The organism is Rhizobium lentis (assembly GCF_017352135.1).
Classification (GTDB): Bacteria; Pseudomonadota; Alphaproteobacteria; order Rhizobiales; family Rhizobiaceae; genus Rhizobium; species Rhizobium lentis.
Genome location: NZ_CP071455.1, coordinates 140,940 through 157,092 on the forward strand (window position 1 = coordinate 140,940; position 16,153 = coordinate 157,092).

Annotated in this window: 17 protein-coding genes; 3 read left to right on the forward strand and 14 right to left on the reverse strand. The window is 61.6% G+C overall.

Features of this window, described 5'->3' with window-relative positions; genetic code table 11:
* Window positions 1-311: 311 nt before the first annotated feature.
* From J0663_RS22860 to J0663_RS22875, 4 genes are all read right to left on the reverse strand, one after another.
* Window positions 312-959: a TetR/AcrR family transcriptional regulator gene (locus J0663_RS22860; RefSeq protein ID WP_207245159.1), complete on the reverse strand. Its 648-nt coding sequence runs from the start codon at window positions 957-959 to the stop codon at window positions 312-314.
* 138 nt (window positions 960-1,097) lie between these two features.
* Window positions 1,098-1,292 (reverse strand): hypothetical protein, encoded by a 195-nt coding sequence (locus J0663_RS22865; RefSeq protein ID WP_207245161.1) that lies wholly within the window; start codon window positions 1,290-1,292, stop codon window positions 1,098-1,100.
* A gap of 248 nt (window positions 1,293-1,540) precedes the next feature.
* Window positions 1,541-1,954, reverse strand: a complete 414-nt coding sequence (locus J0663_RS22870; RefSeq protein ID WP_207245162.1) for a type II toxin-antitoxin system VapC family toxin — start codon at window positions 1,952-1,954, stop codon at window positions 1,541-1,543.
* Complete coding sequence (locus J0663_RS22875) at window positions 1,951-2,199, reverse strand: plasmid stabilization protein (protein ID WP_207245170.1); 249 nt, start codon at window positions 2,197-2,199, stop codon at window positions 1,951-1,953. The genes J0663_RS22870 and J0663_RS22875 overlap by 4 nt, the downstream gene beginning before the upstream one ends.
* Before the next feature lie 251 nt (window positions 2,200-2,450).
* Between J0663_RS22875 and J0663_RS22880 the strand changes: the two genes are divergently transcribed.
* Window positions 2,451-4,268: a methyl-accepting chemotaxis protein gene (locus J0663_RS22880; RefSeq protein ID WP_207245172.1), complete on the forward strand. Its 1,818-nt coding sequence runs from the start codon at window positions 2,451-2,453 to the stop codon at window positions 4,266-4,268.
* Between the two features lie 45 nt (window positions 4,269-4,313).
* Here the strand turns inward: J0663_RS22880 and doeB are convergent, their stop codons facing one another.
* From doeB to ehuR, 10 genes are all read right to left on the reverse strand, one after another.
* Window positions 4,314-5,321, reverse strand: a complete 1,008-nt coding sequence (gene doeB, locus J0663_RS22885; protein WP_207245180.1) for a N(2)-acetyl-L-2,4-diaminobutanoate deacetylase DoeB — start codon at window positions 5,319-5,321, stop codon at window positions 4,314-4,316.
* Window positions 5,322-5,328: 7 nt separating this feature from the next.
* Window positions 5,329-6,510: an ectoine hydrolase DoeA gene (gene doeA, locus J0663_RS22890; protein ID WP_207245188.1), complete on the reverse strand. Its 1,182-nt coding sequence runs from the start codon at window positions 6,508-6,510 to the stop codon at window positions 5,329-5,331.
* A gap of 32 nt (window positions 6,511-6,542) precedes the next feature.
* Window positions 6,543-7,535 carry an ectoine utilization protein EutC gene (gene eutC, locus J0663_RS22895; protein WP_207245190.1) on the reverse strand — a complete coding sequence of 331 codons (993 nt, stop codon included), beginning with the start codon at window positions 7,533-7,535 and terminating at the stop codon, window positions 6,543-6,545.
* Window positions 7,532-8,533: a hydroxyectoine utilization dehydratase EutB gene (eutB, locus tag J0663_RS22900; protein ID WP_207245191.1), complete on the reverse strand. Its 1,002-nt coding sequence runs from the start codon at window positions 8,531-8,533 to the stop codon at window positions 7,532-7,534. The genes eutC and eutB overlap by 4 nt, the downstream gene beginning before the upstream one ends.
* A gap of 4 nt (window positions 8,534-8,537) precedes the next feature.
* Window positions 8,538-9,317, reverse strand: a complete 780-nt coding sequence (eutA, locus tag J0663_RS22905; protein WP_207245192.1) for an ectoine utilization protein EutA — start codon at window positions 9,315-9,317, stop codon at window positions 8,538-8,540.
* A gap of 1 nt (window position 9,318) precedes the next feature.
* Window positions 9,319-9,978 carry an ectoine/hydroxyectoine ABC transporter permease subunit EhuD gene (gene ehuD / locus J0663_RS22910; protein WP_207245193.1) on the reverse strand — a complete coding sequence of 220 codons (660 nt, stop codon included), beginning with the start codon at window positions 9,976-9,978 and terminating at the stop codon, window positions 9,319-9,321.
* Between the two features lie 5 nt (window positions 9,979-9,983).
* A complete protein-coding gene (ehuC, locus tag J0663_RS22915; RefSeq protein WP_207245194.1) occupies window positions 9,984-10,643 on the reverse strand; it encodes an ectoine/hydroxyectoine ABC transporter permease subunit EhuC in 660 nt (219 codons plus the stop codon).
* A 78-nt stretch (window positions 10,644-10,721) separates the two neighbouring features.
* On the reverse strand, window positions 10,722-11,564 hold the full coding sequence (gene ehuB, locus J0663_RS22920; RefSeq protein ID WP_207245195.1) for an ectoine/hydroxyectoine ABC transporter substrate-binding protein EhuB: 843 nt from the start codon (window positions 11,562-11,564) through the stop codon (window positions 10,722-10,724).
* 56 nt (window positions 11,565-11,620) lie between these two features.
* Complete coding sequence (ehuA, locus tag J0663_RS22925; protein ID WP_207245196.1) at window positions 11,621-12,406, reverse strand: ectoine/hydroxyectoine ABC transporter ATP-binding protein EhuA; 786 nt, start codon at window positions 12,404-12,406, stop codon at window positions 11,621-11,623.
* 122 nt (window positions 12,407-12,528) lie between these two features.
* Complete coding sequence (ehuR, locus tag J0663_RS22930) at window positions 12,529-13,914, reverse strand: MocR-like ectoine utilization transcription factor EhuR (protein WP_207245197.1); 1,386 nt, start codon at window positions 13,912-13,914, stop codon at window positions 12,529-12,531.
* Window positions 13,915-14,014: 100 nt separating this feature from the next.
* Here ehuR and J0663_RS22935 point away from each other — a divergent pair, with 100 nt between their 5' ends.
* A complete protein-coding gene (locus tag J0663_RS22935) occupies window positions 14,015-14,512 on the forward strand; it encodes an Lrp/AsnC family transcriptional regulator (protein ID WP_207245198.1) in 498 nt (165 codons plus the stop codon).
* Between the two features lie 119 nt (window positions 14,513-14,631).
* Window positions 14,632-16,128, forward strand: a complete 1,497-nt coding sequence (locus J0663_RS22940; RefSeq protein ID WP_207245199.1) for an NAD-dependent succinate-semialdehyde dehydrogenase — start codon at window positions 14,632-14,634, stop codon at window positions 16,126-16,128.
* The last annotated feature ends 25 nt before the right edge of the window (window positions 16,129-16,153 follow it).

The following is a 16,153-nucleotide window of genomic DNA, read 5'->3' on the forward strand; positions in this document are numbered from 1 at the left end:
GCGATCGGTTTTCGATTTCCTCGCCCGCGGCGCGCCCTTGGGGCTAAGTCGCTTTCGAGCACCTCTTTCATGAAGGCCTGGCATATCTTCGAGGCCCTAGGCCTTCATGGCATAGGAGTAGAGCTTGTAGTCGCTCATGACTTCACCGACCGTCGGGACCTTGCCGGTGTTTCCTCGTGAAAGCGCTGTGGCGGGCAACGGTTGCCTATGAAGCCACGTTGGGGAGACTGGCACTCAGATTCGGGCGGCAAGCACTTGATCCAGGGATTGCGCGGCGTGGGATGCGAGAGTTGCTGCGCCACTTTACCGCTCTAAGCGGCCGCGACGCCGGCGGCGAAGATCGCGATGCAGCGGTGAAGATGGGCAAGCATCAGTGCCCGGTCGGGCCAGGCTTGCACGCGACCTTCCGGCGGGCCCATGCCGCCAAAGATCATATCCATCAGCATGCGAGCGCCGCTCTCCGGATCATCCAGCGACAGCCTGCCTTCCGCCCGGCGATCGCTCAGCCAGTCGGCGAGATGTTGCCTGCTGGTGAGTATGCCTTCGCGCTGGAGAATGTCGATAAGCTCGGGAAACTGCGTCGCTTCGCGAAAGACAAGCTGCAGGAAGCCGGCGCGTTCCGCATCCGTATCCTCGTCCATGTCGATCATGAAGATACGCTCGAGACTCACCGTGATCGGGATATCCTCGGGGGGCCTCGGCAGGTCGAGCATGAGGCGCCGATGCGCGCCGACTACAGCTGCAAACAGCTCTTCCTTGCTCTGAAACAGCTTGTAGAGCGTCTGCTTGGAAACACCCGCCTCCGAGGCGACCACTGCCGTCGTGCTTCCGGCATAGCCGTATTTTACGAAAACGCGGCGGGCGACTTCGACGATATGAGTGCGCTTGTCTTCGTCGCTGGAGACTTTCGGCCGGCCCCTTTTGCGCGGCTCATCTGAGCTCTCGTCGGTGATATCCATGACGATCAGGCCGCTTTGCCGGAACGCATGCCTACGATCCTGAAAAGCAGCCTGAAATATCGGGGCGATTTTTTCTGTCGTGGCATCAGCAATTTCGATTTAGAGAACTCGTCAGTTTTGCAACACGACGTCCACATCTTAAGGCATTCTGTCCTGTAGTACGGTTTCAGCAAAAAAAAGCAACCACGATGGGCTGGTCGACTTAGACACGTCCGGCAGCACCGACAAATTGATGCCCCAGCTGATGACGCTGCGATAAACCGCTTCGATCAGTCCGGCTCCGGCAGCAGAGATGATGGCGGCGCCGGCATGAACGTTGCCGATCTGGATCACGAGGCGGCGGCTATGTGAGCAAGGCCGAATTGTAACGGCCCGGCCGTCGGACGCCAGGGAGGATCCAGGCAGGCAGGCTCTGCCAGGAAGATACGGACAGGCTGATTGAACTGCTGCGATAGATCGGCAAGCTCAACATATGCTGATGCGATTGGCCTGAGAGCGCCGTCGCAGAACGGATCGAACGCCACGGCAATTATAAAAACCCGTCCACCGGATTAGGTTCCTGCTTCCAGTGCTTCGGGAGATCAAAACTCCCAAGGGGAGATCAATTCGAGGTCCGTGGTCGCGAAATCGCCCAGGTTTCGGGTGGCAAGTCGACCGCCATTGACCCGCGCAATAGCTGCGATCATACCATCCGGCGCTGACATGCCGCGTCCTTGGTGAGTTGCGGTTCCCATGATCTCACCATAGGCAAGAGCGGCCTCCTCGGTCAGGCCAAAAATCCGGTCCGCGAAGCGGCGACGCCAATCGGACAGTCCTTGTTCGAGGCGCTCGGCTCTTTGATCAGGCCGGATCTTCTGGATACCGTAGGCGACCTCGGCAATCGTCACAGTCGGCAGAGCCAATTCAGCATCATGACGAACGAGCCATGCGATCACCGCTTCATCGGGTGATTTTCTCAACGTTTCCGAAACAATGTTGGTATCGAGAAAAATCAAAGCTCGATGCCCTTATGCGCCTGCCGGCCTTCCTTGAGGACAGTCTCAAGGTCGATATCCGTTCCGCTTTGCTGCGAAAGCCTGGTGTAGAAAGATGACGCCGGCTCCCGGCCGGCCTGGCGTATTTCATAGGATTCGAGCGCCCGCTCGACGATGTCGGCAACCGACCGGTTTTCACGGCGTGCCAGCCGGTGGGCAAGATCACGCGCCCTCGCGCTTCGTACCGAAAGCTGAGGTTCAGCCATGATCAGCTCCTTTGCGATACATATAGCGAGCTCCCGTTTAGCCATCAAGATGGCAAGTGATGGCTTGGTACCGAAAATATGTGGTTGTCTTCAACCATCCCAATTTTGGACGGCTGCCTCCTTGCCAGGACGGTTAGTCGACTTCTCATCCGAATAAGAAATTAACCACATTTCAGCGTTCTTGAGAAATAATGCTCTACGTAGATCAGGCGTCTCGAAGAAGAGAGCCGCAAAGTTATTTGGAGACAGTCTTGGCACTTACTATTGCGCGCAGTTTGGTGGCCTTCGGCGTCGCTGTTTCGACTGGCCTTTTCATGTCGATCGGGTTGCAGCAATCGGCACTCGAACGGCTGAAGGTCAACGGTCCGGTTTACGAGCAGGTGATCTACGGCAAGGACCTCATTGCCGATATCCTGCCGCCGCCGCTCTTCGTTGTCGAATCCTACATGCTCTCTTTCGAGGCCAGCAAATTTCCCGAACTCACCGAGATCAATCTTACCAAGATCGCAAATCTGAAGACCGCTTACGACGACCGCCGCGCCTATTGGAAGTCCACCCGGCTGCCTCAGGCTTTGAAGGACGAGCTAGAAAATGATGTGCTGACCAAGGGCGATGCATTCTGGGACGTGATGAACCGCGAGATCATCCCGGCGTTGAAGGCAAAGGACCAAGACAAGGCGCAGGGCGCCATCGAGCAATTGCGCGGCGCCTTCCATGCGCACCAGGATGCTGTGGAGAAACTTGTCGCGAACTCCGACGCCTTCCTGAAGGGCGAGGAAAAGAACGCCGCTTCTGAAATCGTGACCTGGACGGTCTATGCTGGCGCCGCGGGCTTCGGCTCTTTCGCCCTGCTGCTGGTCGGGCTCTATTTTCTGCGCCGCCGGGCCATTGTGCCGCTTGACGGCATGAAGGCCTATATGGGCAGCCTTGCCGAAGGCGATTTTTCGACCGAGGTTCCCTATTTCGACCGCTCCGACGAGATCGGCGCCATGTCCAAGGCCGTGGCGGTGTTCCGCCGCAATGCGCTGGAACGACAAGATGCTCAAAAGCGCGAGACGGCGCTTCGCGACCAGGAATTCCAGCGCGAACACAGCCAGATGGCTGAAAAGGCCGCCGAGGAACAGCGCCGCGAAACGGTGATCGAGGAGCTGACCTACGGCCTGGACCAGCTCTCGCTCGGCAATCTGAATTGCCGGATCACCACGGCCTTCGCACCCGCCTACGAAACGCTACGTGCCAAGTTCAACGGCAGCCTGGATGCGCTTTGCGTCTCGATGGCGGAGGTCGCCCAGACCTCCAGGCAGGTCGGCACTTCCTCCTCCGGCATCACGGATGCCGCCGACAGCCTTGCATCGCGCACCGAACAGCAGGCCGCCATGCTTGAAGAGGCAGCGAGCGCGCTCGGCGAAATGAACGCCAAGGCCAAGGACGCTTCGAACCATGCAGGCAAGGCGACCGGCATGATGGCGGAGACCCGCAGCAGCGCAGAACATTCGGCCGCCATCGTTCGCGATGCGATCGCCGCCATGCAAAAGATCGAAGGTTCGTCCACCCAGATCGGCGAGATCGTCAACGTCATCGACGAGATCGCCTTCCAGACCAACCTTCTGGCGCTCAACGCCGGCGTCGAAGCCGCCCGCGCAGGCGAAGCCGGCAAAGGCTTTGCCGTTGTGGCCCAGGAAGTGCGTGAGCTTGCTCTTCGCTCAGCCAACGCCGCCAAGGAGATTAGATCCCTGATTTCCACCTCATCGTCTCATGTTTCCACCGGTGTGGAGCTCGTCAACCGCACCGGCAAGGCGCTTATGGAAATCGAAGGCCAGGTCGAGCAAGTCGCCGGGCTGATCGCCCGCATCGTTTCGGTTTCCTCAGAGCAGGCGCTCGCGATCGGGGAAATCAATGCCTCTGTCAACGCGCTCGATGAGGTCACTCAGCGCAATGCCGCCATGGCCGCCGAAACGGTCTCGGCCTGCCGTGCGCTCGGAAGCCAGACGCAGACGCTGGAAGGAATTGTCAGCCGCTTCCAAACCGATGCGGCAACCGCCAGGTCGAAATCGCAGAAGGCGGCGTGACGTTCATCGGCAGGTGAAACTTATCTCACGCTGCCTGTCGTCTTTTCAGTTCGTCACAACCGCCACGACGCCAACGCAGTCGCCTGATTTGACCAGGCCCGGGAAATGCCGGGCACAGAGAATACCATCCATGGCGGCACGGATTTCGCGTGGCGCCTCTCCGGTCTTTCCTGTGGGATAGATGCGGGCGATGACGGCATCTTCGGCAACCGCTTCACCGAGGTCGATGGTAGGTTCGATCAATCCGCCCTGTTCTGCGAAGGAGAAACAGCGGCTGTCCGGCATGTCGAGCCAGTTCGTCGGACTGCTGTCGACGGCGCCGGAGACGATACCCGCATGCCTCAGCACATTCATGGTGCCGCGTTTGGCGATCGCCGCACTTCTGGCCGTGGCGGTACCGCCACCGCCGAGCTCGGTCGTGATGAAGATCTTACCCATTTCCTCGGCTGCCGTGTCGTACATGCCGACCGCATCGATCTCCAGCATCTTCATCGAATAGGGTGCGGCAAAGGCTGTCACGAATTCAAAAGCCTGTGCTTCCTGCTGTTTGTTCGGCAGGATGTGCGCTGCGCAAAACGGGAGGAAATCGAGCGTCTTGCCGCCGGAGTGGAAGTCGAGAACGAAATCGGCCATCGGCAGAAGCACGCGCTGGAAATAATCGGCGATCTTTTCTGTCACCGTGCCGTCCGGACGGCCCGGAAAGCTGCGGTTCATGTTGCCCCTGTCGATCGGCGACGTTCTGGTTCCCGCCAGGAATGCCGGGTAATTCATCGCCGGCACGATGATGACAGCGCCACTGACTTCGTCGGCTCGCAGCGAGCGGGCGAGATCGAAGAGCGCGATTGGCCCTTCATATTCGTCCCCATGATTGCCGCCAGTCAGAAGCGCCGTCGGTCCCTGGCCGTTCCTGACGACGGTTATCGGAACCATTACCGAGCCCCAAGCGGAATCGTCACGACTGTACGGCAGCCGGAGGAACCCGTGCTGGACGCCCTCGGCGGCAAAATCTACCGTCGCGCTGATCGGCGACGGCCGCAAACCAGTGTCTGTCATGACGGCCTCAATCCTTGACCATCAGCTTGCGCGGAACGCTAGCGAGGCATTCGACACCGCTCTCGGTGATGAGGATGCTCTCCGTCGTTTCGAAACCCATGTCCTCGAGCCAGAGGCCGGTCATGAAATGGAAGGTCATGCCGGGCTTCAGTTCCGTCCGGTCGCCCGGCCGCAGGCTCATGGTTCGCTCGCCCCAGTCCGGCGGATAGGAAAGCCCGATCGGGTAACCCGTACGATTGTCTTTGACGATCCCGTATTTTTTCAGCACTGCGAAGAAGGCATTGGCGATATCCTCGCAGCTATTGCCGGGTCTGGCGACCGCAAGACCGGCTTCCATGCCTTCCAGTGTCGCCTTTTCGGCGTCGAGAAAGGCCTGCGTCGGCTTGCCGAGGAAGACCGTGCGCGACAGCGGCAGATGATAGCGGTTGTAGCAGCCGGCGATCTCGAAGAAGGTGCCCTCTCCCTTCTTCAACGGCCGGTCGTCCCAGGTCAGATGCGGTGCGGATGCTTCGACGCCGGATGGCAGCAGCGGCACGATCGCCGGATAGTCGCCGCCGATGCCATCGACGCCGCGGGTGCCGGCGTCGTAGATTTCCGCCACCAGATCGCATTTACGCATGCCCACCTCGATCTTGTCGAAGATGCGGGCGTGCATGGCTTCCACGATCCGGGCCGCATTGCGCATGTATTTGATCTCCGTCTCGCTCTTGACCGCGCGCTGCCAGTTGACCAGCGCAGTCGCGTCGACGAAGCGCGCGTTCGGCAGATGCTTCTGCAGTGCGGCGAAGGCGGCCGCCGAGAACCAGTAATTGTCCATTTCGACGCCGATCGTCAGCTTTGCGAAGCCGCGCTCCTCCAGGATGCCGGATAGGTAATCCATCGGATGGCGTTCGGTGGATTGCACGTAGTGATCGGGATAGCCGACGATATTGTCGTGCTTGAGATAGGCGGTGAGCTTGGCGCCATTGGCGTCCTGGCCTCGGCCGAACCAGATCGGCTCCCCCTGCGGCGGCACGATCACGGCCTGGTGCACGTAGAAGGACCAACCGTCATAGCCTGTCAGCCAAGCCATGTTCGAGGGGTCGCTGACAACAAGCAGGTCGACACCCTTCGCCTCCATGGCGCGCCGTGTTTTTTCCAGCCGCGCGGCATATTCGCCGAGCGAAAACTTCAGATTGGGCTGGGTCATGTCTCTTCCCTTCTTTTGCGGCTCCGCGCCGGTCAGCTGTCGAATGGGGTGCCGGCATCCGCCGCGCCGGCGCGGGCGAAGGCGAGTGTGGCGATGGCTGTATCCTGGATGCCGGTTCCGGTGAGGTCGGCTATGGTGATCTGATCATTGCTCGTCCTGGCCGGTATCTGACGGGCAACAATCCGGCCGAGTTCGGCAAAATCGGCATCGGCTGAGACCAGACCGGCATCGATTGCATGGTGCAGTTCGCCGAGACGGCGCGTCTGCTTCAGGCTGTCGGCGACATAAAGGCTCGCGTGGGCGATAGCTGCGGGATCGATCTCGTTCTTGTGCTCCGCATCCGACCCCATAGCCGTCAGATGCTGCCCAGGTTCGAGCCACCCCGCTTCGAGGATGGGGGTTTCCGCCGGTGTGGTGGTCACGACAATATCAGAGCCGGACATCGCTTCTCTCGGAGCCGACATCGCAATGACGGGAAAGCCGAGTTTTCCGCTCAATTCCGCCGCTGCCTTTCGTGCCTTTGCGGCATCACGCGCCCAGATCCTGGCTTCGGTAATGGGCCGCACCAGCGTCAGCGCTTCGAGCTGCAGCCGAGCCTGCATACCGGCGCCGAAAATTGCGGCCACGCCGGAATTTTCCCGCGACAGGTATTTCGCCGCGACGGCGCCGGCTGCCGCGGTACGCACGTCGGTGAGATAGCCATTGTCCAGAAGCAGCGCCTGCACCAGGCCGGTCCGGCTCGACAGCAGCACCATCATGCCATTGGTGCTCGGCAGGCCGATCTTTGGATTGTCGAAGAAACCAGGGCTGATCTTGATCGCGAAACCTTCGATGCCGGGGACGTAGGCCGTCTTCACGTCGACCTCACCCCGATACTCTGGAATGTCGAGCCGCAAAATCGGCGGCATGGCCACCGCTTTCGTTGCAAGCGCCGCGAAAGCCTGCTCGACGCAGGCGACCGCATCGGGATCGAGCACCACGATCCTGCGCAATTCCGCTTCCGTCAGAATGATCATGCTGCTCATGGGCTATCCTCCGCGAACGCTGCACCCTCGCCGTTAATCACCCGGCGGTGCTGTTCCATGTCGACATTTCGCCCGGAAAGGATCGCAACGACCGGACTTGCAGAGCGGATCTTTCCCGCCAGCAGCGCTGCTATTCCGACCGCTCCCGCGCCCTCGACGATCTCATCTTCGCGGGCATAGGCATGGCGCATGCCGGCGGCGATCTCCGCCTCCGTCAACAGCAGGACGTCGTCGAGAAGCGCGCGGCACATGGCGAAAGTCACCTGATTGTCGGGGCCGATGCCGCCGCCGAGCGAGTCGGCAAGGCTGCTCACCTCCTCGACCTGCACCGGCCGTCCAGCATCGAGGCTCGCTTTCATCGCCGCGCCCCGTTCCATTGTCAGGCCGATCACTTTCGTCTTCGGATTGACGCCCTTGATCGCCGCGGCGACGCCCGCGGCAAGGCCGCCGCCCGAGAGCGGCACCAGAACCGTAGCTGTCTCCGGCAATGCGTTGACGATTTCGAGCCCCAGCGTCCCCTGACCGGCCACGACAGCGGGATGATCAAAAGGCGGGACCATTACCAGCCCTTCTTCGCGCACCAGCCGGTCAACTTCCCCCTGCGCCTCGTCCTGTGACCGACCGACGATGCGCACATCGGCGCCGAGTCGGCGGATTTCCAAAACCTTGTTCTCCGGCACCAGCCGCGACATGCAGATCGTCGCGACCATGCCTTGTGCCTTCGCTGCGTAGGCAAGCGCCCGGCCGTGATTGCCCGTCGAGGCGGCGACGACGCCGCGCGCGCGTTCCGCCGGCGACAATGACACTACCGCATTGGTTGCCCCGCGAAGCTTGAAACTGCCCGTCGTCTGATGATGTTCGAGCTTCAGCCAGACCGGAACACCGGCGATCTCGCCGAGTGATGCCGACGGCACCATCGGTGTTTCGGCAATGCGGCCGGCGATCCGATGCGCCGCAGCGCGGATATCCTCCAACGAAACCGGCAAGGCGCCTTCCATGCTCTCACCCTTCCCCATAGGGCCTGGTCATCAGCTGACCGAGCTCGGGCCGCGCCTGATCGTCGCCGCAAAGCCTGAGGCACGCCCAGGCGGTCGCGAGATTGCTGGTCACCACCGGCTTGCCGGTCTCCGCTTCGATACGGGCAGCGACCTGGGCGGCGCGCACGGCGGTGCAGGAGATGAACAGCGCATCGGATTGCGGCGCCAGTGCCTGCCGCGCGAAGGCTGCGATTTCATCCAATGCGATCCGCGCCATCTCGCGGTCGTCGCTGAGGCCGAGGCAGGTGAAGCGGTCGATCGCAAAGCCGAGTCGCGTGAAATAGTCCGCCATCGGCCGACTGGTTTCGATCGTATAGGGCGTCAGCACGGAAATCTGCCTGGCGCCGAGTACCTTCAGGGCTCTTACCGCCGCCGCCGTCGGCGTCACCACGCAAGCGCCCGGTTTGGCCGCATGGATCGCCGCTTCGATTTTGCCGTCGCCGATGACGACCGAGGCCGAGGTGCAGGAATACATGACGACATCCAACGCCTCATCCGGCAGAATGAGCCCAGCGCCCTGCGTCAGCGATGGCTGCATCTCCAGGAGATTTTCCGGTGTCACCGGATTGGCGTAATGGATGCGGCCGACATAGACGCCGATGCGGTCGCTGGCGACCATGCGCCGGAAATCGGCTTCCGTCGTGTGGTCGGTGGCAAGAATGACGAGGCCGATGCGCTTTTCCAGCGGCCGGTCATCCAGCCGTGGCAGTCGGCCGGCGGGAATGATCTCGATCGATGCCGTCATGTCAGTCGTCCACCCTGGCATAGCGCTCCTCGAGCCAGCGCAATCCGACAACCGATATCAAGCTGATGACGAGGAAGAAGACGCCGACCAGCGTCATCGGTTCGATATAGCGATAGTTGCTGTTGGCGATGCTCTTGGCCTGGTTCATCAATTCCAGCACGGTGATCGCCGACAGCAGCGGCGTCTCCTTGAACATGGCGATGAAATAATTGGCGAGCGCCGGGATCATCGGCGGGATCGCCTGCGGCAGGATTACGTGGATCCAGGCCTGGCGCGTCGTCAGATTGGTGGCCTTGGCCGCCTCCCATTGTCCGCGCGAGACGTTCTCGATGCCGGCGCGATAGACCTCCGCCGTATAGGTCGCATAGTGAATACCGATGCCGATGACGCCGGCAACCAGCGGCGACAGCCGGACGCCGATATCCGGCAGGACGTAGAAGATGAAATAGAGCTGCACCAGCAGCGGCGTCCCGCGAATGAACTCGGAAACGAAGCCGACCGTCTTTGATAGGGCTGCGACCGATGATCGCCGCGCGATAGCGAGGAAGAGCCCGACGATCATCGCGACCGCGGCGCCGAGAACGGTGGCAAGAATGGTGATCTTGAACCCTTCGAGAAGGGTCGGCATGATGTGCCAGACGAAATCCCAATCCCATTCCATATTGATCAGGTCCTCATGCCGTCGAGGCCGCGTGTCATCCGCCGCTCCAACAGGCGCATGCCCGCCGAGATGGCGGAGGCCATGAGGAAATAGAGGATGAGGATCGTTGCGAAAGGCACCAGAGTATTGCCCGTCTGTGCCCGCACCACTTGCGCCTGGAAGGTCATGTCGGTCAGCGAGATCAGCGACACGACGGCCGTGCCTTTCAAAAGCTCGATCGCATTGTTGCAGAAGGTCGGCAGCATCAGGGGCAAGGCCTGCGGCAGGATGACATGGCGCATGCGTTGGTATCGCGACAGGTTCAGCGCGATGCAGGCTTCCGACTGTTCGCGCCCGACGGCCCTGACGGCGCCACGCACCACTTCTGCGCCGTAGGCGCCGACATTCAGGCCGAGCGCCAGCACGCCCGCCTGCAGCGGCGTCAGCGTCAATCCCGCGAAGGGCAGGACGAAATAGACCCAGAAGAGCTGGACGAAGATCGAGGTGCCGCGAAAGAATTCGATATAAGCGGTCGCCAGAGCCCGGAGCGCAAAGAAGCGCGACAGGCGGCCGAGGCCTGCGACGAAGGCCATGACGAGGGCCAGCGCCGAGCCCATGATCGTCAGTTCGAGCGTCACCAGGGCGCCCTGAAGGATCAGTGTCAGATAGCCGGACCATACCGACATCGGCAACTCACTTCTCTGGAGGTCGTGCTAGGGACAAACCGGCCATGACAGGACACATGGCCGGCTGCCCACTTCCGTTTACTTGGCTGCGGCGCAGAGCTTTTCGCGGCTCGTCGACATCGCCGCCTTGGCCGAAAAGCCATAGGGCTCGATGATCTTGGCGAATTCGCCCGATTCCTTCAGCTTCTTCAGCTCGACGTCGAAGGCATCGCGAAGCGCAACATCCTGTTTGCGGAAGGCCGCGCCATCGCAATAGACGGGTGCGTTGACGACCGGAGCGACGGTTTCCAAATTCGGGTCGTTCGCCTTGGCCAACAGGTCATGGATCGACAAAACCGGCAGCGAATAGACGTCGATGCGGCCGTCCTGCAGCATCTTGATGCCGCTCTGCCCATCCGGAACGACAATGACGCGGTCACGCGGCACGCCTGCTTCCAGCGCCAGCTTCTCCTCCGTGCCACCGCCCGGCGCGCCGATCTTGGCGTTGGGGTTGTCGGCGATATCCTTGTAGCTCGTCAGTTTCAACGGGTTGCCCTTCTTGAGAGCAAAGGCTTCGGCGTCGCACAGAATCGGCTCCGAATAGGCGACGGCATTGCATCGTTCGGGCTTCATGAAGAGACCTGCCGTGATCGCATCGTGACGGCCGGCCTGCAGGCCGGGAATCATCGCGCCGTATTCGGAGATCGAGGCGACCACTTCCTTGACACCGAGCTTTTCGAAGATCACGCGCGCCACATCGGGCGCGGCGCCTGAAACCTTGCCATCGGCCCCGACGGCCGTGAACGGCGGCTCGTTGGCAATTGCGATACGGGCAAAACCCTGTTCCTTCAGTTGCTCGAGCTTGTCATCAGCGGCCGAAGCCTGGCCGGCCGCCAGCAGCACCGACAGGCCGACGGCGCTCAAAAGATATCCTGCTTTCATCGTTCCCAACTCCTCTGACTTTCCTTGCGTTTTGTTTTTGCGGGCGATCTCTGATGTCAGACGCGGTGCCCTGCCGCGATGATCTTGCGCAGGAAGGTCTGCGTCCTCTCCTGCGTCGGATTGCGAAAAATGTCGCCGGGCTTGCCTTCCTCAACGATCCTGCCGCGATCGAAAAACAGCACGCGATCGGCGAAGTCATGGGCGAAGCCCATTTCGTGGGTGACGAGAAGCATCGTCATGTCGGTCTCGGAGGCGAGGCGGCGCATGACGTTCAGCACCTCCTCGACCAGCTCCGGGTCGAGCGCCGAGGTCACCTCGTCGAAAAGCATGATCTTCGGCGACAACGCCAGCGCCCGGGCGATGGCGACGCGCTGCTTCTGGCCGCCGGAAAGCTGTGCCGGGACGCTGCGGGCCTTATCGGCCAGGCCGACCATGTCGAGAAGTTCCATTGCCCGCTTTTCGGCTTCGGGCCGCTTGACGCCCTTGGTCAGCATCGGCGCCAAAGTCACATTGTCGAGCACACATTTGTGCGGGAACAGGTTGAAGTGCTGAAAGACCATGCCGATCTTCTCGCGCATCCGATGCAAATGGCGTTCATCGGCCGCCACCAGCCCGCCGCCGTTCGGCATGTGGTAGAGCTGTTCGCCATCCACCTCAATATGGCCGCCGCTGATCGTCTCGAGGGTCATCAGGATGCGCAGGATCGTCGTCTTACCGGAGCCGGACGGCCCGATCAGCGCCAGTTTCTCGCCCGGCATGACATTCATCGACAGGCCGTCGAGCACGGTCAGCGGGCCGTATCTCTTGACGATGTTGTCGATGCGGATGATGGGCGCAGGCATTCATGTCTCTCCCTTTTGAGACAAGCAATAACCTAACGATGACGGCCCAGCAAAATCATGTCAATTCGTAAAATAATATCATGACAATTATTCTGCATCTGCCAGCAAATGAGGCGCCGGCGTCAAATTGCGAGCAACAATTCTTCCGGATTTCCTTGCGCCAGTGAGGCAACGATCCCCAGCCCCGTCCGCAGCTCGCCTTCCGTCGTCGAGCCGAGCGAGATGCGCACCGCCGGCGTCCAGCCGTGATCGGCCGTGTGAAAGGATTTTCCCGGGGCGATCGCTACGCCGCGAAGCCTTGCCTGTGACACGAAACCATCCTCCGTATGGCTGCCGGAAAGCGGCAGCCATACATGCAGACTCTGCGGGTGCGTCCGATAGGAGAGGCCGGCCAGCGTCTCCGCCGCGATCGCATGGCGCCCAACGAGGGCGCGGCGCTGCCAGTTGACCAGTTCCATCGCCGTGCCGTCACTGACCCAGCGGGTGGCGATCTCGGCCATCGCAGGTGTGGCCATCCAGCTGGAGACCAGATGCCGGTTGGCGACGGCGGCGACATAGCGGTCGGGGGCTGCGAGATAGCCGATCCTGAGCCCGGGAACGGTGATTTTCGTGAAACTCGTGACGTAGAGCGTGCGCTCCGGCGCGAAGGCGGCGATCGGCGGCGGGCGGTCATCGACCATTGGGCCGAGAATGTCATTTTCGATGATCGCTATGTCGTGCTTGGCGGCCACTGCGGCAAGTGCCTGCCGGCGTTCGGCGCTCATCAGGGCGGCCATGGGATTGATCACCGAAGGCTGCAGGAAAATCGCCCTGATTGGCCCTGTCCGGCAGGCCTCGTCCAGGGCTTCGGGAATCATGCCCTCCTCGTCGATCGCCAGCCCCTCAAGGTGCAGCCCGAGATAGGTGGAAAGCGGCACCAGCGTATGATGGCTGATTGCCTCGGTCGCAATCGTGGAACCCGGCGGGGCGACGCTCATCAGCGCCACCGTCATGCCCGAGGTCGCGCCATTCGTCAGGCTGATGTTCAGCGGCGATAGGTCGAGCCCGCAGCGCGCCAGCCATTCGGTGGCAACGGAGCGATGGCGGGGAAAGACCATGTTCGGCCGAAACGACAGGGCCGAGCTTGAAGGCAAATTCTCCGAGAGCCAGCCAAAGGCCTGGCGCAGCCTTTCCAGATGGATCTGCTCGCAGACCGGTTTCAGGATCGAAAGATCGATCACCTCCCCCAGCCGCTCCGGCAGATAAGGCGGCTCTGGCTCCCGCGGGCGCGTCTGCACGAAGCTGCCGCGTCCGATCTCGCCTGATATCAGCCCGCGGCGACTCAACTCGTCATAGGCGCGGCTCACCGTCTGTACGGAAAGATGCAGATCATCCGCCAGCTTGCGATGCGGCGGCAATTGCGTGCCGTCGGAGAGCTTGCCGTCGGTGATGGCGTTGGCGATCTGCTCGGCGAGCGAGAGATAGGCAGGCCGGCGGAGTTGCGAGGGATCGGGGCGCCAATTTGTCATGATTTCAACACTGCTGAAAATCAGTTCAATTGACAATGCCAAAATGCGCTTCCATTGTCTTTTCGCTGCGTTTGAAATGATTTCTTTCCGAAGAAGCACCATGAAGCTCGACGCCATCGACCTGCGCATTCTCGACGCCGTCCAGCGCAACGGCCGCATCACAAAGCTGGCCCTTGCCGAAAAGGCTGGCCTGTCGCCGACACCGTGCTGGCTGCGCCTGCGCAAGCTCGAAAAGGCGGGCATCATCACCGGCTATCACGCCCGGATCGCCCCGCGGCGGATCGCGCCGGTGGCCAGCGTGATGATGGAAGTGACGCTCGCCAATCATCGCCAGGCCGATTTCGAGCGCTTCGAGCGGGCCGTTGCCGCAACTCCGCAGATCGTCGCCTGCTGGTCGGTCGGAGGCGGCGTCGATTATATTCTGAAGATCATCGCAACCGATATTGATGCCTATCAACGGCTCGTCGACGGACTCCTCGACCGTGAACTCGGTATCGACCGCTACTTCACCTACATCGTCACCAAGACAGTGAAGGAAGATACCGTCCTCCCGCTCTCGTCCTTCGCCGCATCCGGCGAGGAACAGAGCGCCTCGTAGACAATCTCTCCAGGAGGCGGCCGAGCTTTAGACCGTCTGTCTCTTTGGACCATCGGCAATGGACAATCTCTCGCCTGCTCTCATGGAAGACTTGCGTCAACACCACGAGGAGATTGGACATGACCGCCGTTTTGGCCCGCCCCGCCTATCATGATGCGCTGTCGCGGCTTGCCGACCGTCATCTCTTGCGCGATCTCGCCTATGTCGGCGGCCGCTGGACTGCCGCAGAGACAAGCAAAAGTTTCGCCGTGACCGATCCGGCCTCATCGGCAACGCTGGCCTGGGTTGCGAGCCTCGGTGCGGAGGAAACGGCAACGGCCATCGATGCGGCATCGGAGGCGCTTGCCGCGTGGCGCGCCATGCTGCCGCAGCACCGTGCGACAATCCTGCGTAAATGGCACGCGCTGATCCTCGCCGCCAGGGAAGATCTGGCGCTGATTATGACGCTCGAACAGGGCAAGCCGCTCGCGGAGGCGCGTGGTGAGATCGATTACGCCGCCTCCTTCCTCGAGTGGTATGCCGAAGAAGGCAAGCGGCTGAACACCGAAAGCGTCACCAGCCATTTGGCCGGTGCGGAAATGATCGTCCGGCGCGAGCCGCTTGGCGTCGTCGGCGTCGTCACGCCCTGGAATTTCCCTTCCGCCATGCTCACCCGCAAGGCGGCGGCAGCACTTGCCGCAGGCTGCACGGTTGTCGCCCACCCGTCCTCGGAAACGCCGCTTTCGGCCCTCGCGCTTGCCGAGCTCGGCGAACGGGCCGGCATTCCCGCCGGCGTCTTCAATGTGGTCACCGGCCATGCCGCAACGATCGTCGGACGGATGTGCAGCGACAACCGCCTGCGCGCCATGAGCTTCACTGGTTCGACCGAGGTTGGCCGACTGATCGCCGCCCAGTGCGTGCCGACCATGAAGCGGCTGGTAATGGAACTCGGCGGCCATGCGCCGCTGGTTGTCTTCGACGATGCCGATGTCGCAAAAGCCGTCGAGATTGCTATCGGTGCCAAATTTGCCACATCCGGCCAGGACTGCCTTGCCGCCAACCGGATCTTCGTCCAGCGACGCATCGCCGATGCTTTTACCAAGGCTTTCGCCGCGCGCATTGGCGAACTGAAGGTCGGCGCAGGCGTCGAGGCTGAAAACGAGATCGGGCCGCTGATGCATGAACGCGCCGTCGCCAAGGTCGAGGACCAGGTCGCCGACGCCTTGGCCCGTGGCGCCAGACTCGTTACCGGTGGCAACCGCCACAAAGCCGGCCCGCTCTTCTATCAGCCGACGCTTTTGACGGATGTGCCGGCGAATGCGCTGATCATGCGCGAGGAGACCTTCGGGCCTGTAGCAGCGCTTGCCACCTTCGACACGGAAGAAGAGGTCGTCGCCCGTGCCAACGATACCGAGTATGGCCTCGTTGCCTATGTCGTCACCGAGAATGGCGCCCGCCAGATGCGCCTCGGCCGCGCTCTGGAATACGGGATGGTGGCGGTCAATCGCGTGAAAATCACCGGTGGCCCCATTCCATTCGGCGGCTGGAAACAGTCCGGTCTCGGCCGTGAAGGCTCCCGTCATGGGCTCGAGGCCTTCACCGAGCTCAAATATCTCTGCATCGACACTGCCGCCTGAGCGCCCATTTTAGAAGAGGACAGGA

Coding starts and splice junctions, on each gene's coding strand:
- J0663_RS22860 (WP_207245159.1), bottom strand. CDS start 959: ATGGATATCACCGACGAGAGCTCAGATGAGCCGCGCAAAAGGGGCCGG.
- J0663_RS22875 (WP_207245170.1), bottom strand. CDS start 2,199: ATGGCTGAACCTCAGCTTTCGGTACGAAGCGCGAGGGCGCGTGATCTT.
- doeB (WP_207245180.1), bottom strand. CDS start 5,321: ATGACAGACACTGGTTTGCGGCCGTCGCCGATCAGCGCGACGGTAGAT.
- doeA (WP_207245188.1), bottom strand. CDS start 6,510: ATGACCCAGCCCAATCTGAAGTTTTCGCTCGGCGAATATGCCGCGCGG.
- eutC (WP_207245190.1), bottom strand. CDS start 7,535: ATGAGCAGCATGATCATTCTGACGGAAGCGGAATTGCGCAGGATCGTG.
- eutB (WP_207245191.1), bottom strand. CDS start 8,533: ATGGAAGGCGCCTTGCCGGTTTCGTTGGAGGATATCCGCGCTGCGGCG.
- eutA (WP_207245192.1), bottom strand. CDS start 9,317: ATGACGGCATCGATCGAGATCATTCCCGCCGGCCGACTGCCACGGCTG.
- ehuD (WP_207245193.1), bottom strand. CDS start 9,978: ATGGAATGGGATTGGGATTTCGTCTGGCACATCATGCCGACCCTTCTC.
- ehuC (WP_207245194.1), bottom strand. CDS start 10,643: ATGTCGGTATGGTCCGGCTATCTGACACTGATCCTTCAGGGCGCCCTG.
- ehuB (WP_207245195.1), bottom strand. CDS start 11,564: ATGAAAGCAGGATATCTTTTGAGCGCCGTCGGCCTGTCGGTGCTGCTG.
- ehuA (WP_207245196.1), bottom strand. CDS start 12,406: ATGCCTGCGCCCATCATCCGCATCGACAACATCGTCAAGAGATACGGC.
- ehuR (WP_207245197.1), bottom strand. CDS start 13,914: ATGACAAATTGGCGCCCCGATCCCTCGCAACTCCGCCGGCCTGCCTAT.
- J0663_RS22935 (WP_207245198.1), top strand. CDS start 14,015: ATGAAGCTCGACGCCATCGACCTGCGCATTCTCGACGCCGTCCAGCGC.
- J0663_RS22940 (WP_207245199.1), top strand. CDS start 14,632: ATGACCGCCGTTTTGGCCCGCCCCGCCTATCATGATGCGCTGTCGCGG.